The organism is Streptomyces sp. CB02261, from assembly GCF_001905665.1.
Classification (GTDB): domain Bacteria; phylum Actinomycetota; class Actinomycetes; order Streptomycetales; family Streptomycetaceae; genus Streptomyces.
This window is the reverse complement of the sequence record NZ_LIVX01000007.1, coordinates 523,223-537,636: the sequence shown is the minus strand read 5'-3', so window position 1 is coordinate 537,636 and position 14,414 is coordinate 523,223. Positions and strand designations below refer to the sequence as shown.

The following is a 14,414-nucleotide window of genomic DNA, read 5'->3' as shown; positions in this document are numbered from 1 at the left end:
CCGTACGGTCTCCATTGTCCGGGGCTCCCGGGGCGGCTGCATCTCGGCCGCGGGACGCCGGCCGGTTACGGAGAACGGAGGCCCGGCGCTCAGGAGGACGCGCGGACCACGAGTTCCGTCGGGAGCATGCGGCGGGGCTGGTCGTCCGGGTCGCTGGGCGCGGCGATCTCCTGGAGGAGCAGCCGGGCCATGGCGCGGCCCATCTCCTCGATGGGCTGGCGGACGCTGGTCAGCGGCGGGTCCATGTGCCGGGCGACGGCCGAGTCGTCGACGCCGACGAGCGCGACGTCCTCGGGGACGCGGCGGCCCGCCTCGCGCAGCACGCCCCTCGCGCCCGCCGCCATGACGTCGGATGCGGCGAAGACGGCGTCCAGGTCGGGCCTGCGGTCCAGGAGTTCCCGCATGGCGCGGCGGCCGCCGTCCTCGGTGAAGTCACCGCCGGCGACGAGGGTCTCGTCGGAGGTGAGTCCGGCGTCGGCCAGGCCCTCGTGGTAGCCGTCGAGGCGGCAGCGGGCCACGTACATGTCGAGGGGGCCGGTGATGGTGGCGATCGCGCGGCGGCCGCGCGCGGCGAGATGGGCGACGGCGGTGCGGCCGGCGCCGGTGTTGTCGGAGTCGACGAAGGCGACGCGCTCGTCCTCGGTGCGGCGGCCGTTGAGCACGGCGGGCAGGCCGAGGGCGCGGACCTGGTCGGGCAGCGGGTCGGCGCCGTGCACGGAGACGAGGAGGACGCCGTCGACGCGCTGGGCGGCCAGGTACTGCTCGAAGCGCTGCCGTTCCTGTTCGCTGCGGATCAGGGTGAGCAGCAACTGCTTGTCGGCGTCGGCGAGTTCACCGCTGACGCCGCGGATGATGTCGAGGAAGTACGGCTCCGCGAAGAGCCGGGCCTCGGTCTCGGGGATCACCAGGGCGACGGCGTCGGTCCGGCTGCCGGCGAGTGCGCGGGCGGCCCGGTTGGGCACGTAGCCGAGCTCGGCGACGGCCCGTTCGACGGCGGCCTTGGCCTGTTCGCTGACCCGGGGGGAGCCGTTGATGACCCGGGAGACCGTGCCGCGGCCGACTCCGGCCCGCGCCGCGACCTCTTCCAGGGTGGGTCTGCCGGTCTGTCGCCCGCTCACCGCCATGTGCCGCTTCCTCCTCGGGCCGCCGCCCCGCCTGCGTGTGGACGCGAACCTATCAGGCGGTACGGCGTGTCCCGAGGGTGCCGGACACCGGCTCAGGCGCCGGTCGGCGCGAGTTCGGCCATGGCTCCCCAGCCCTGTTGGGGCACCTCGACGTTGATGATCTCGGGGGTGGTGGCGATGGCTCCGGCCATGGCGGCGAGGCCGGCCGTGAAGTGCGCGGACGCGACGTGGGCCGCGCCCGCCTCGGCGTCGGCGAAGGCTTCGAGGAGGACGAAGACGTTCGGGTCGTCGACGCTGCGGGACCAGTCGAAGAACAGGTTGCCGGGCTCCTCGCGGGTGGCGCGGGTGAAGTCGGCGACGAGGTCGAGCCAGCGGTCGGCGTGGTCGGGACGGGCGGTGAACCGGACGGCGATGAAGATCATGCGTCCAGCCTGCGGCGTGCCGGCGGGCGCCGCCAGCCGGTGCGGTCAGGATTCCGGCAGGGCCGGAAACTCCGGCACGGCGCGGGTGAGCGCGGCCCGGATCTCCCCCTGCCGGCGTCCGAGGTCCCCGGTCGGCAGCGACACGGAGAGGGCGTGCACGATGCCGTCGCCCCGCTCGGGCAGCGCCACGGCGAGACAGGTGTACGCGAGGTCCGCCTCGCCCACCGACACGGCGAAGCCCTGGTCGCGGACCAGGCCGATCTCGGCCTCGAAGCGTTCGGCGCTGGTGATGGTGCGCGTGGTGAAGCGGGCCATCCCGTGGTCGGTGAGGTAGCGGCGGCGCAGGGGGCGCGGCAGCGCGGCGAGCAGCGCCTTGCCGTGGGCGGTCGCATGAGCCCGGCCCTCGGGGCCCGGTGCGAAGGGGTGGGCGGTGTCGGTGACGGGGGCGGTGGTGTCGACGACGGTGATCAGGCCGTCGCGGTAGGCGGTGTGGTACGCCTCCGCTCCGGTGGCCCGCCGCAGCCGGCCGAGGAGCTCTCCGGTGCCGGCGCCGAGTCCGTGGTGCCGCTGGTGCGAGCGGTGCAGGGCGGGGACGCGGGGTCCGGGCGCGTAGCCCTCGGCGGTGCGGACGAGGTAGCCGCGGGCGAGCAGGGGGCCGGTGAGGTGGTAGACGGTGGAGAGGGCGCAGTCGAGTCGCCGGGCCAGGGCCTTGGCGCCGATGGGCCGGGCGGCGTCAGTGACGGCGTCGAGGACGGCGAGGGCCCGGTCTACGGACTGCGGCCCGGGGATCGGGGTGGCTGGCATCGCTCCAGCGTAGGGGGCGGCTCCGCCGCCGGGCGCGGGGCCCGGCGCGACCGTCCGGGGACGTTCCGTAGGCGCCTCGCTCCCCTTCGTATTGCGCCAGGTCAGACCGTACTTATGTGCATAAGACACTCTTTTGGCGTACCGTCGTGTGGATTCCCCTCATCGCCGACGCCACGGGAGAGCGTGTGCCCCGCTCCAGGACCGACCATGTCCCGACGCCCCAGGAGGGGCGCCGTCCGCGTCTTCGGCCGGTGGTCATCGCGGCCGGTGTGGTCGCCGTCGCCGCGGGCGGGCTCTACGTGGCGGGGCTGCTCACGACCGGTGACGACATATCCGCCGGCACCCGGGTCGCCGGTGTGGACGTCGGCGGGATGAGCCGCGCCGAGGCCCGTGCCAAGCTCGCCGCGGAGGCGCCGGCCGCGTGGAGCGCACCGATACCCGTGCGGGTGGGCGACCGCACCACGACCGTGCAGCCCGCCTCCGCCGGTCTGACGGTGGACCTGGAGAAGACCGCCGACGAGGCGGCCGACCCCTCCCGTGATCCCGTCACCGTCATCCGGCGTCTCTTCTCCTCCGGTGAGCGGGACATCCGCCCGGTGTTCGCGTACGACGCGGACAAGGCGAAGGCGGCCGTGGCCGAGCTGGCGAAGAAGAACGACCGCGCGGTGCGGGAGGGGTCGGTCGCCTTCCGCGGGGGCGAGCCCGTCGCGACCCAGCCGGTGACGGGCCAGAAGCTGGACACCGGGAGGGCCGTCGAGACCCTGCGCGCGGCCTATCCCGCCTCGGGCTCCGCGCCCGTGACCCTGCCGGTCGCCGTGACCGAGCCGAAGCTCGGCGCGACCGAGGTGACCCGTTTCCTCGACACGTACGCGAAACCCGCGGTCTCCGGCCCGGTGACGCTCACCGCGGGCACCGACCGGCTGCGGATCTCCGCAGCCACCCTCGGCGACCACCTCACCGTGAAGGCCGCGAACGGCCGGCTCGCCGCCACGCTCGACGCCGAGGCGCTGCTCCGGGACCCGGACGTGGCCCGCCCGGTCGCCTCGCTGACGAACGCGCCCGTCGAGGCCACCCTCGGGGTGCGGGACGGCAAGGTCGTGGTGGAGTCCGAGGGCCGGCCGGGCCACGAGGTGACCGCGAAGGCCCTCGGCGAGGCCGTGAACCCGCTGCTCACCAGGACCGGCACGGCCGCCCGGACCGCTCCGGTGGCCACCACGGTCACCGAGCCCGAGCTCACCAGCGCCTCCCTCGCCCGTCTCGGCATCACCGAGGAGATGTCGACGTTCACGGTGGACTTCCCGACCGCGCCGTACCGCACGACGAACATCGGCCGGGCGGCCGAGCTCATCAACGGCTCCGTCGTACGCCCCGGTGAGGTGTGGAGCTTCAACAGGACGGTCGGCGAGCGCACCCCGGACAACGGTTTCGTCGACGGCACGATGATCCTCGACGGCCAGTACCAGTCCGCGCCCGGCGGTGGGGTGTCGGCCATGGCCACCACCGTCTTCAACGCCATGTTCTTCGCCGGGGTCAAGCCCGTCGAGTACGGCGCCCACTCCTTCTACATCGAGCGCTACCCGGCCGGCCGCGAGGCGACCGTCGCCTGGGGCAGCCTGGACCTGAAGTTCCGCAACGACACCGGGAAGCCGATCTACATCAAGGCGGGCGCGACGGACTCCTCGGTCACCGTCAGCTTCCTCGGGACGAAGAAGTACGACTCCGTGGAGGCGGTCGCCGGACCGCGCACCAACCTCAAGGAGCCCGCGAAGCGCGAGGGCACCGGCGAGAAGTGCATGCCGCAGCAGCCCCTGGAGGGCTTCGACATCGCCGTGGACCGGGTGTTCAAGAACGGCGGCGCCGAGGTCGGGCGGGAGACGTTCAAGACCCACTACACCCCGCGCGACGAGGTGACCTGCGACTGACCCGCGCGGGTCCCGACAGGCGCGCACGGACGGAAGGGTGTCTTCCTGTACGGCCGGGGCATGACTCCGGAGCACGGCCCACCAGGCCAGGGCCGCCCGCTACCCGTCGGAGGCACGCCTTGGCGCAGCGCAGCGACCCGTTCGAGCGGCTCCTCGGCGACGCGGTGCGCGCGGGCGTCTGCCCCGGCGCCGTCTGGGCCCTGGGCGACGCCCGTACGACCGTGTCGGAGGGGGCCGTCGGGCTGCTCGACCCCGCCCGCCCCGGAGAACCCACGCGGCTCGACACGCTCTTCGACGTCGCCAGCCTCACCAAGATCCTCGCCGTCTGGGCGGTGACCGGCACCCTCGTCGACGCGGGAAAGCTCGATCTCAGCGCGCCGCTCGGCTCGTTCTGGCCGGAGGCCGCGGGACGGCCCCTCGCCGATGTCACACCCCACCATCTGCTCACGCACACGGCGGGGCTGCCGCTGCGGGCCAACCTGCGGCACAGTTACGGCTCCGACCCGCAGGACGTCAGGGACGGCGTCCTCGCCGAACCGCTGCGGCACCGGGCCGGAGCGGCCGTCGCGTACACCGACCGCGCCGCGCTCATCCTCGGCTACCTGGCCGAGCACCTGACCCGGCGACCGCTCCCCCGCCTCGCCGAGGAGCGGGTCTGGAGCCCGCTCGCGATGACGGAGACGCGGTACGGTCCGCTCCCGGCCCCGGTCAGGGAGCGGTGCGCGCCCACGGAGTACGACGAGGAGAGCGGCGCCCCGCTCCGGGGCGTCGTGCACGACTTCTCCACCCGGCTCCTCGGCGGCGCCTGCGGGATCGCGGGGGTCTTCACCACGGCCGCCGACATCGGGCGGTTCCTGCGCCACCTCCTCGCCCCGGTGCCCGGTGTGTTCTCCGCCGCGTGGACGGCGGACTCGCTCCGCGTCCACACCGGCGAGCTCGTCCCGCCGCGCGGCCTGTTCTGGCATCCCGCGCCCCGCACGGCCCCCGCGGACGACGTCTGGGCCCACTTCGGCTTCACCGGCACCGGCCTGTGGGTGTCGCCCGCCCAGGACCGGTGGGCGGTCCTGCTCACCAACCGGCTGCGTCTGACCCGCGACCCGGGCCCGCTGACCGCCGTACGGAACGCCTTCCGGACCCTCGCCTTCCGCTGACGGCCGCCAGGAATCCGGGTGCCGTCCGGTCAGCGCTCCGCGACCCTGCACCTCGGCCGGGGGATCGTCCCCCGCCCGACGCGAACGGAGTGCGCACCATGGGTTTCACGCTGGTAGGGCCGGTCCTGGAGGGCGCGTTCGTGCGCCTGGAGCCGCTCGGGCGGCACCACGCGGTCGGTCTGGCCGAGGCGGCGGAGGAGGACCGTGACGCGTACCACTACACCTGGGTGCCGGGCCGGAGGACGTCGGGGCGTACATCGAGGCGCAGCTCGGTCGCGCGGCCGACGGCAGGCTGGCCCCGTACGCGCAGGTGGACGTGGCCACGGGCCGTGTCGTCGGACACACCTCCTTCTGGGACCCGCGTCCGTGGCCCTCCGGTGAGGGCCTCTGCGCGATCGAGATCGGCTTCACCTGGCTCGCCGCCTCCGCGCAGGGCACCGGGGTGAACGCGGAGGCCAAGTACCTGCTCTTCCGGCACGCCTTCGAGAGCTGGGACGTGGCACGGACCGACCTCAGGACCGACGCCCGCAACGCCCGCTCCCGGGCGGCCATCACGAGCGTCGGCGCGAGCTTCGAGGGCGTCCTGCGCAAGTCGGTCCGCTCCTGGGCCCCTGGCGAGGACGGGCGCCTCCGCGACTCCGCCGTCTTCTCGATCATCGCCGAGGAGTGGCCGGACCGCCGGGCGGCGCTCGAACGGCGCCTGGCCGCCATCCGGGAGCGCCGCGCGGGGTGACCGAGGCCCGGTCCGGCCCCCTTGATGGGGCGGACGGGCCGGGGGTTACCATATGAGCGCCGCCTAGCTCGAAAGATAAACTTGTGACTGTCAATGACGACTCGTTCACCAGCTGGAAGAACCGCGAGGAGATCGCGGAGTCGATGATCCCGATCATCGGGAAGCTGCACCGGGAGCAGGACGTCACCGTCCTCCTCCACAGCCGCTCCCTGGTGAACAAGTCGGTGGTCAGCATCCTCAAGACCCACCGCTTCGCCCGGCAGATAGCCGGCGAGGAGCTGTCGGTCACCGAGACGCTCCCCTTCCTCCAGACGCTCACGACCCTCGACCTCGGCCCGTCGCAGATCGACATCGGCATGCTCGCCGCCGAGTACAAGACCGACGACCGCGGTCTCTCGGTGGCGGAGTTCACCGCCGAGGCCGTCGCCGGCGCGACCGGTGAGAACAAGATCGAGCGCCGCGACGGACGCGACGTCGTCCTCTACGGCTTCGGCCGCATCGGCCGCCTCGTCGCCCGCCTCCTCATCGAGAAGGCCGGTTCGGGCAACGGTCTGCGCCTGCGCGCGATCGTCGTCCGCGGCGGCGGCGAGCAGGACCTCGTGAAGCGCGCCTCGCTGCTGCGGCGCGACTCCATCCACGGGCAGTTCCAGGGCACGATCACGGTCGACGAGGCGAACAGCACCATCGTCGCCAACGGCAACACGATCAAGGTGATCTACGCCAACGACCCCTCCGAGGTCGACTACACGGCGTACGGCATCGACAACGCCATCCTCATCGACAACACCGGCAAGTGGCGCGACCGCGCGGGCCTCTCCAAGCACCTGCGCCCCGGCATCGACAAGGTCGTCCTGACCGCGCCCGGCAAGGGTGACGTGCCGAACATCGTGCACGGCGTCAACCACGAGACGGTCAAGCCGGACGAGAAGATCCTGTCCTGCGCGTCCTGCACCACCAACGCCATCGTCCCGCCGCTGAAGGCCATGGACGACGAGTACGGCGTGCTGCGTGGCCACGTGGAGACGGTCCACTCGTTCACGAACGACCAGAACCTCCTGGACAACTACCACAAGGCCGACCGTCGCGGCCGTTCCGCGCCGCTCAACATGGTGATCACCGAGACCGGTGCCGCCTCGGCCGTCGCCAAGGCCCTGCCGGACCTCAAGGCCCCGATCACCGGCAGCTCGATCCGCGTCCCCGTCCCGGACGTCTCGATCGCGATCCTGAGCCTGCGCCTGGGCCGCGAGACCACCCGCGACGAGGTCCTCGAGTACCTCCGCGACGTCTCGCTGCACTCGCCGCTGAAGCGTCAGATCGACTTCACCACGGCCCCCGACGCCGTCTCCATGGACTTCGTCGGCTCGCGCCACGCGTCGATCATCGACGCCGGTGCGACCAAGGTCGACGGCGACAACGCGATCCTCTACCTCTGGTACGACAACGAGTTCGGCTACTCGTGCCAGGTCATCCGGGTCGTCCAGCACGTCTCCGGCGTGGAGTACCCGACCTTCCCGTCCCCGGCGGTCTGATCCCCGCCCCGCCCGACGGTCCGACGGCGCGCCGCATCCCCACGGGGGTGCGGCGCGCCGCTCGTCGTGGGGGGCGGGCCGCGAACCGACCACGGCGGCCCGGCGTCCCTCCCGCCATGAAGACGTTCACGCACGGGATACACCAGCTCCTGGTCTTCGCGGTCCTCCAGGTACGGTGCTGCGCCTTCGCCTTCGCGCTCATCGGCGGCATCGCGGTCTCCACCCTGCCGCCCGAACTGCCGGTGGCCCGCTACGACCTGCTCCTGGTGTACGGCATCGGGCTCACCCTGCTCGCGTGGAAGGTGGGCTGGGACACCGGCCGGGACGTCGCCGTCATCGCCGGCTGCCATGTCATCGGTCTGCTCTTCGAGTTGGTCAAGGTACGGATGGGGTCGTGGAGTTACCCCGAGGAGGCGCTGACGAAGGTCGGCGGGGTGCCGCTGTACGGCGGGTTCCTCTACGCGGCTCTGGGCAGTTACGTCTGCCGGGCCTGGCGCCTGTTCGACCTGCGGCTCACGGGCTACCGGCCGCGCGTCACGGCGGTGCTCGCCGGTGCCGTGTACGTCAACTTCTTCAGCCACCACTGGCTGCCCGACGCCCGCTGGGCCCTGGCCGCGCTGCTCCTGGCGGCGACGGCGGGGACCTGGGTGCGGTTCCGGGTGGGCGAGCGGGACCACCGGATGCCGCTGGCCCTGTCGTTCGTCCTGATCGGCTTCTTCCTGTGGGTCGCCGAGAACGCCGCCACGTACGTCGGCGCCTGGAGCTACCCGGACCAGCTGGACGGCTGGCAGCCCGTGTCCTTCGCCAAGTTCGGCGCCTGGGCGCTGCTCATCACGGTCACCTTCGTCCTGACGGCCCACCGGGGGCGGCCGGCGGATCCGACCCCGTCGGCCGGGAAAATGTTCCCGACCCGCCGGCGAGGGCAATAGGCAATTCCGTGCACGCCTCCCGCCGACGTGCTACAGTCAACAGCAGTTGCAGTCGTGGTTCCCAAAGAAACTTACAAGTGCCTTTGACGATTCGACATCGTCAGGCACTTTCTGTGTTTTCGGTGCAGTTTTCCGGACGGGGCAATCATCACGGCGACTCCGGGACCCGCACAGTGCGGTTCCCTGGGCTACGCCCCGAAGGAGATTTGACATGGCTAACGGCACCGTGAAGTGGTTCAACGCTGAAAAGGGCTTCGGCTTCATCGAGCAGGAGGGTGGCGGCCCGGACGTCTTCGCCCACTACTCCAACATCGCCACCTCTGGCTTCCGTGAGCTCCAGGAAGGCCAGAAGGTGACCTTCGACGTCACGCAGGGCCAGAAGGGCCCCCAGGCGGAGAACATCCTCCCCGCCTGACGTTGACACGTCCGACGCAGCTGGGGCCCTCACCCGTGTGGTGAGGGCCCCGGCTCGTTGCTTTTTCCAGGTATTCTCACGGACCGGACGCCGATTTCCACCCCCTCGGCATGGCCGGATCCGCACGCATATGGCGTTCGGTACGTTCCTGTAATTCATTGGGCTGGCTGCCCGTCGCGAATTCCTCGAAGCGCACCGTCTCGAGGAAGGTCCCCATGGACAGCACGCACAGCACCTCCCGTACCGACAAGGCACGACGCGCCGCCGCGGCGCGGGACGAATTCGCGGTGACGGCCTCCGTCACCCCCGCCCTGCCGCCGGCCGCCACCTTCGCCGAGCTCGACCTGCCGGCCGAGGTACTCGCCGAGCTCACCCGGCTCGGCGTCGACGAGCCGTTCCCGATCCAGTCCGCGACGCTGCCCGACGCCCTCGCCGGCCGTGACGTCCTCGGGCGGGGGCGCACCGGCTCCGGCAAGACCCTCGCCTTCGGCCTGGCCCTGCTGGCCCGTACCGCCGGGCAGCTCGCCGAGCCCCGTCAGCCGCTGGCCCTGGTCCTGGTCCCCACCCGGGAACTCGCCCAGCAGGTCACCGACGCCCTCACCCCCTACGCCCGCGCCGTGAAGCTCCGTCTGGCCACCGTCGTCGGCGGGATGCCGATCGGCAGGCAGGCGGGCGCGCTGCGCGGCGGCGCCGAGGTCGTGGTCGCCACGCCCGGGCGCCTCAAGGACCTCATCGACCGCGGCGACTGCCGGCTCGACCGGGTCGCGGTCACCGTCCTGGACGAGGCCGACCAGATGGCCGACATGGGCTTCATGCCGCAGGTCACCGCCCTGCTCGACCAGGTCCGCCCCGACGGCCAGCGGATGCTGTTCTCCGCGACCCTGGACCGCAACGTCGACCTCCTGGTCCGCCGCTACCTCAGCGACCCCGTCGTCCACTCCGTCGACCCCTCCCAGGGCGCGGTCACCACGATGGAGCACCACGTCCTGCACGTCCACGGCGCCGACAAGCACCGGCTGACGACGGAGATCGCGGCGCGCGACGGCCGGGTGATCATGTTCCTGGACACCAAGCACGCCGTGGACCGTCTCACCAGGCACCTTCTCGGCAGCGGCGTCCGCGCCGCGGCGCTGCACGGCGGGAAGTCCCAGCCGCTGCGGACCCGCACCCTGGAGCGCTTCCGGAGCGGCGAGGTCCCCGTCCTCGTCGCCACCAACGTGGCGGCGCGCGGCATCCACGTCGACGAGGTCGACCTCGTCGTGAACGTCGACCCGCCCGCCGACCACAAGGACTACCTGCACCGGGGCGGGCGCACCGCCCGCGCCGGCGAGTCCGGGGCCGTCGTCACCCTCGTCACCTCCGAGGAGCGGCGGGACGTGGCGCGCCTCATGACGGCCGCCGGAATCGTGCCCCGGACACCCAGGTCCGCTCCGGCGAGGCCGAACTGAGCCGCCTCACCGGCGCCCGCACCCCCTCGGGCGTACCGGTCGACGGCAGCGCGCCGAGCCAGGAACGCCCCAAGCGCGGCGGCGCGGCCTTCCGGGGCATCGGCACCGTCCCGGGCCGCCCCGGCCGCGCCAAGAACGAGTCCCGGCGGGCCGCGGAGGCCCGCAAGACGGCGGAGGCCCGCCAGGCCGCGAGGATCCGCCGCGGCGGCTGAGCGGTGCCCACTGGGGCCCGTCGGCCGTCCCCGTGCCGTGCCTGGCCGTCCCGGGGTACGGCGGCCGCGTGCCGGACGCCAGGCGGTAACGGTTGCGCCGCATCTCACGCGCGTGCGTGAGGTAACCGGCCGCCTCCAGGTCGGGGGCCGATCGCCTGCACGGTCCTCTCGGTCACCCCGGGCGCGGCGGCGACATCGATTGACACATTACGGTGATCAAGGGGACGATAAGGGCGGAAAGACCAGGTTGGTTGGATTGACCGGCCCGAGGGAGCAGACCATGCGTCCCCTTCCGGATCGCTCCATCGATCTCCCGGCGCCCGCCGTCGACATCGCCCTCCAGTCGTCTGCGCAAGACCCCGGCAGCCCGTTGACCGTCGAGGTCGCCCCGGACGGCACCGTCGTCGCCGACGGAGAGATCGACATCGACAGCGCCCCGTATCTGCACGAGGCCCTGGAGGCCGCCCTCCGCGTCCACCCGGAGGGGGTCACGCTCGACCTCTCGGCCGTCACCTTCTGCGACTGCGCCGGACTGGGCGCCTTCCTGGACGCCCGGCGCCGCCACCTCGCCGGCGGGTCCTGCCCGCTCAGGCTCGGCCCCGTGAGCCCGCCGATGGCCCGGCTGCTCCGGCTCACCGACACCGAGGCCCTCTTCGCGGGTCACGCGACGGGGCGGTGAAGGGGCAGCCGAACTTCGATTGTCTTGCCGCCGTGCGACGGGAGGCAGAGCCTGATCTCCAGCGCGAGCAACCTGATCAGGGGCCAGCCGAAGCCGCCCTCCCCCGGTCCGAAGTCCCGCTTCCCGCCCTGACCGCCCGTGAGGCGGGGCAGTTCACCGCTGGCGTCCGCGACGGTGATGGTCACCGCCGCCCGGTCCCACTCCACGGCGAATCCGGTGAGGCCGCCCCCGTGCCGCAGTGCGTTGCTCACCAGCTCGGACGTCACGAGGAGGGCGTCCCCCAGGGCCGTCGGGGACGGTGGCCTCCCCGTAGCGGCTCCCGCCCGTGCGAACGCCTCGGCCACCCGGGCACGCGCGTCGGCGGCGTCGCGCGGCACCCGTGACCGGACGCTGTCCGACGTGCGATGCCCTGCGGTCACGGCTCTGCCCTCCCGGTCTCGTTCCAGCCGGTTTGTTCTCACCGTTCACGAGGCCCCTGCCCCGACCCACGCGTCGCATTCCCCCTCCCCCTCGAACGGTGACGGACCGCTCTCGTACGAAGACACGAAGATCCTTGCGGGGGCGGATGCGGCCGAGCAGGCGGGGGCACACGCCTCGTACGGCCGTTCGGGTGACGGGGGCCGCTGAACCGGAGGGTAGTGGGATGAGTGACCGTGAGAACGGGCGGGGACGGGACGAGACCGCGGACGAACGCGCGGACCGGCAGTGGCAGGACGTCCTGCAGGAGATACGAGTGGCGCAGACGGGTGTGCAGATCCTGCTGGGGTTCCTGCTGACCGTCGTCTTCACGCCCCGGTTCGTGGACCTGAGTTCCACCGACAAGACGATCTACGTCGTGACGGTGATCCTCGGATCGCTGGCCACGGGCGCACTCATAGGCCCGGTCTCCTTCCACCGGCTCGTCTCCGGTCACCGGCTCAAGCCGCAGGCGGTCGTCTGGGCGTCCCGGCTGGTCATGACCGGCATCCTGCTCCTGCTCGCCACCCTGACCTCCGCGCTCTTCCTCATCCTGCGCGTGGCCACCGACGACTCACTCGTCGCCTGGCTGGTGGCACCCGTCCTCGCCTGGTACCTGCTGTGCTGGTTCGCCCTGCCGCTGTGGGCCCGGCGCCGGCACGGCCGAAACGGTGACGCGTGACGGACGGTCGCGCGGGTAGCCGCACGGCGAACCCCGCCGGACACGCCGGAAGGAGAGACACCATGCCTCGCGGATCCAGCCCCAAGCGCGAACGGCAGTACGAGCACATCAAGGAGAGCGCGGAGGACCGCGGCGAGAGCACCGAGCGCGCCGAGGAGATCGCCGCCCGCACCGTGAACAAGGAGCGGGCCCGGCACGGCGAGTCCAAGACCTCCAGCAAGCTCTCCCGGGAGGACATGTCGTCCGGCGAGCGCGGGGGCAAGCGCTCCCACAGCGGCGCCCAGGGGCGCACGTACGACCAGCTCTACGAAGAGGCCAAGCGCCGCAACATCGACGGCCGCTCGAAGATGAACAAGGCGGACCTCACGCGCGCCCTCGGCGACAGCTGAGGCGAGGCGGACCGACCCTGGACGCAGTCCGGACCCCCGGCCCTTCCGGGTCAGCGGTCCTGGACGCGCCGGAAGGGGCGGTCCGCCTCCAGTGCGAACGCCACCTCCAGCAGGGTCCGTTCACTGCCGGGGCGGCCCGAGAACATGACCCCGACGGGCAGCCCCTGGTCCGTCGCGCTCGCGGCGGGCACCGAGATCGACGGCGTACCGACGACGTTGTTCACCGGGGTGAAGGCGACGTACGCGAGGATCCGTTCGATCAGGGTCCGGTAGGGGACGGTCGGGCTGAGGTGGCCGATCTCCGGCGTGGTGTGGGCGAGTACGGGTGTGAGGATCAGGTCGAGTCCGCGGAACGCCGCCGCGTACGCCTCTTTCGTACGCCTCAGCCGCCGGAGCACGCCCGGGGTCCGCCGCCACGCCTTCAGGTAGTCCTCGCGCAGGCCGCGGCTGAGGCCGTCCATCCGGCGCCGGTCGAAGTCCGTGCCGAGGGACCGTCCTGTGACACCGAGGAGGAAGGACAGCATCCCCCAGTAGGTGAGGAAGTCCTCGGTGAAGCGGGGGTCGAGGGACAGCTCCACCGGTTCCACGGTGTGCCCGAGACGTTCGAGGGTGGCCGCCGTCTCCGTGACGGCCGCCCGGGTGGCGGTGTCGGCGTGGACGCCGTTCGGCGAGTCGACCAGGAACCCGATGCGCAGCCGTCGGCCCGAGGGGCCCTCGACCAGGCCGAGCGGCGGCAGTTTCGGGTTGCGCCAGTACGTCTCCGCGGCCGCGAGGAACGCCGCGGTGTCCCGTACGGAACGGCTCACGATGCCGTCGGACACGATGTCGAGGGGCAGTTGACGGCTCTGGGCGTTCGTCACGACCCGGCCGCGCGTCGGCTTGAGTCCGACGAGGCCGCAGCAGGCGGCCGGGATGCGGATCGAGCCGCCGCCGTCGTTGGCGTGGGCGATCGGGACCGCTCCGGCGGCGACGAGCGCGGCGCTGCCACCGGACGAACCACCCGCCGAGTGGTCCGTGTTCCACGGGTTGCGCACGGGTTCCGCGCCGTCGTACTCCGTCGCCGGGCTGAAGCCGAACTCGGGCAGCCGGGTCTTGCCCAGGACGGCGACGCCGCTGCTCAGGAACTGCCGGGTGAAGGGCGCGTGCCGCCGGGCGGCCCTCGGGGTGAAGGCGGCGCTGCCGTGGCCGGTGGGAAGGCCCAGGTAGTCGGTGTTGTCCTTGACGAACGTCGGCACCCCGGCCAACAGCCCGTCGCTCGCGCCCGTCGCGGGAGGGTCGAGGTGCACCTGGACCGCGTGGAGCCGCCCCTCGACCGACCGTACCCGCTCGGCCGCGTCCCGGGCGGCCTCGGCGGCGGAGACCTCGCCCCGCCGGATCGCCTCGGCGAGCCCGACGGCGTCGTGCTCCCCCAGCGCGTCGTCCCGGAAGGCGTGCACCGTCGCCCGTTCCTCGAAAGTCGTCACCGCTGCCTCAGCCCCCGGCCGTGTGGATGGTGGACCGCCAGGATGCCCTACCAGTC

The 14,414-nt window shown here is 72.5% G+C and carries 13 protein-coding genes and 2 pseudogenes; 10 read left to right on the top strand and 5 right to left on the bottom strand.

What is annotated here, in order from left to right; all coding sequences use genetic code 11:
* Nucleotides 1–89: 89 nt before the first annotated feature.
* The 3 genes from AMK29_RS25005 to AMK29_RS24995 form a co-directional block, all read right to left on the bottom strand.
* Nucleotides 90–1,124: a LacI family DNA-binding transcriptional regulator gene (locus AMK29_RS25005; RefSeq protein WP_073816987.1), complete on the bottom strand. Its 1,035-nt coding sequence runs from the start codon at nt 1,122–1,124 to the stop codon at nt 90–92.
* A 92-nt stretch (nt 1,125–1,216) separates the two neighbouring features.
* A complete protein-coding gene (locus AMK29_RS25000; protein WP_017242279.1) occupies nt 1,217–1,546 on the bottom strand; it encodes a putative quinol monooxygenase in 330 nt (109 codons plus the stop codon).
* A gap of 45 nt (nt 1,547–1,591) precedes the next feature.
* Nucleotides 1,592–2,350: an IclR family transcriptional regulator gene (locus AMK29_RS24995; protein WP_073816983.1), complete on the bottom strand. Its 759-nt coding sequence runs from the start codon at nt 2,348–2,350 to the stop codon at nt 1,592–1,594.
* 185 nt (nt 2,351–2,535) lie between these two features.
* Between AMK29_RS24995 and AMK29_RS24990 the strand changes: the two genes are divergently transcribed.
* From AMK29_RS24990 to AMK29_RS24955, 8 genes and pseudogenes are all read left to right on the top strand, one after another.
* Nucleotides 2,536–4,272, top strand: coding sequence for a VanW family protein (locus AMK29_RS24990; RefSeq protein ID WP_079197115.1), 1,737 nt, complete (start codon nt 2,536–2,538; stop codon nt 4,270–4,272).
* 119 nt (nt 4,273–4,391) lie between these two features.
* Nucleotides 4,392–5,423 (top strand): serine hydrolase domain-containing protein, encoded by a 1,032-nt coding sequence (locus tag AMK29_RS24985; protein ID WP_073816972.1) that lies wholly within the window; start codon nt 4,392–4,394, stop codon nt 5,421–5,423.
* Between the two features lie 98 nt (nt 5,424–5,521).
* Nucleotides 5,522–6,156 (top strand): annotated as a pseudogene (locus tag AMK29_RS24980) (GNAT family N-acetyltransferase).
* An 83-nt stretch (nt 6,157–6,239) separates the two neighbouring features.
* Nucleotides 6,240–7,685, top strand: coding sequence for a glyceraldehyde-3-phosphate dehydrogenase (locus tag AMK29_RS24975; RefSeq protein ID WP_073816969.1), 1,446 nt, complete (start codon nt 6,240–6,242; stop codon nt 7,683–7,685).
* Nucleotides 7,686–7,801: 116 nt separating this feature from the next.
* A complete protein-coding gene (locus AMK29_RS24970; RefSeq protein WP_073816966.1) occupies nt 7,802–8,614 on the top strand; it encodes a DUF817 domain-containing protein in 813 nt (270 codons plus the stop codon).
* Between the two features lie 211 nt (nt 8,615–8,825).
* A complete protein-coding gene (locus AMK29_RS24965; protein WP_030218719.1) occupies nt 8,826–9,029 on the top strand; it encodes a cold-shock protein in 204 nt (67 codons plus the stop codon).
* Nucleotides 9,030–9,244: 215 nt separating this feature from the next.
* Nucleotides 9,245–10,689 (top strand): annotated as a pseudogene (locus AMK29_RS24960) (DEAD/DEAH box helicase).
* A gap of 280 nt (nt 10,690–10,969) precedes the next feature.
* The gene (locus AMK29_RS24955; protein ID WP_079197114.1) at nt 10,970–11,368 is read left to right on the top strand and encodes an STAS domain-containing protein; all 399 of its coding nucleotides are present in this window, start codon (nt 10,970–10,972) and stop codon (nt 11,366–11,368) included.
* Here AMK29_RS24955 and AMK29_RS24950 read toward each other — a convergent pair.
* The gene (locus tag AMK29_RS24950) at nt 11,350–11,787 is read right to left on the bottom strand and encodes an ATP-binding protein (RefSeq protein ID WP_073816962.1); all 438 of its coding nucleotides are present in this window, start codon (nt 11,785–11,787) and stop codon (nt 11,350–11,352) included. The two genes, AMK29_RS24955 and AMK29_RS24950, sit on opposite strands and share 19 nt — an antisense overlap.
* A 224-nt stretch (nt 11,788–12,011) precedes the next feature.
* Between AMK29_RS24950 and AMK29_RS24945 the strand changes: the two genes are divergently transcribed.
* Nucleotides 12,012–12,506 carry a DUF6328 family protein gene (locus AMK29_RS24945; RefSeq protein ID WP_073816959.1) on the top strand — a complete coding sequence of 165 codons (495 nt, stop codon included), beginning with the start codon at nt 12,012–12,014 and terminating at the stop codon, nt 12,504–12,506.
* 62 nt (nt 12,507–12,568) lie between these two features.
* On the top strand, nt 12,569–12,895 hold the full coding sequence (locus tag AMK29_RS24940; RefSeq protein WP_073816955.1) for a plasmid stabilization protein: 327 nt from the start codon (nt 12,569–12,571) through the stop codon (nt 12,893–12,895).
* A gap of 50 nt (nt 12,896–12,945) precedes the next feature.
* On the opposite strand, the gene AMK29_RS24935 is transcribed toward AMK29_RS24940, so the two are convergent.
* The gene (locus tag AMK29_RS24935; RefSeq protein WP_073816952.1) at nt 12,946–14,358 is read right to left on the bottom strand and encodes an amidase; all 1,413 of its coding nucleotides are present in this window, start codon (nt 14,356–14,358) and stop codon (nt 12,946–12,948) included.
* Nucleotides 14,359–14,414: the final 56 nt, after the last annotated feature.

Bases quoted from the DNA above. Each gene is read 5' to 3' on its own strand.
- AMK29_RS25000 (WP_017242279.1), bottom strand. From the start codon at position 1,546: ATGATCTTCATCGCCGTCCGGTTCACCGCCCGTCCCGACCACGCCGAC.
- AMK29_RS24940 (WP_073816955.1), top strand. From the start codon at position 12,569: ATGCCTCGCGGATCCAGCCCCAAGCGCGAACGGCAGTACGAGCACATC.
- AMK29_RS24955 (WP_079197114.1), top strand. From the start codon at position 10,970: ATGCGTCCCCTTCCGGATCGCTCCATCGATCTCCCGGCGCCCGCCGTC.
- AMK29_RS24970 (WP_073816966.1), top strand. From the start codon at position 7,802: ATGAAGACGTTCACGCACGGGATACACCAGCTCCTGGTCTTCGCGGTC.
- AMK29_RS24945 (WP_073816959.1), top strand. From the start codon at position 12,012: ATGAGTGACCGTGAGAACGGGCGGGGACGGGACGAGACCGCGGACGAA.
- AMK29_RS24995 (WP_073816983.1), bottom strand. From the start codon at position 2,350: ATGCCAGCCACCCCGATCCCCGGGCCGCAGTCCGTAGACCGGGCCCTC.
- AMK29_RS25005 (WP_073816987.1), bottom strand. From the start codon at position 1,124: ATGGCGGTGAGCGGGCGACAGACCGGCAGACCCACCCTGGAAGAGGTC.
- AMK29_RS24965 (WP_030218719.1), top strand. From the start codon at position 8,826: ATGGCTAACGGCACCGTGAAGTGGTTCAACGCTGAAAAGGGCTTCGGC.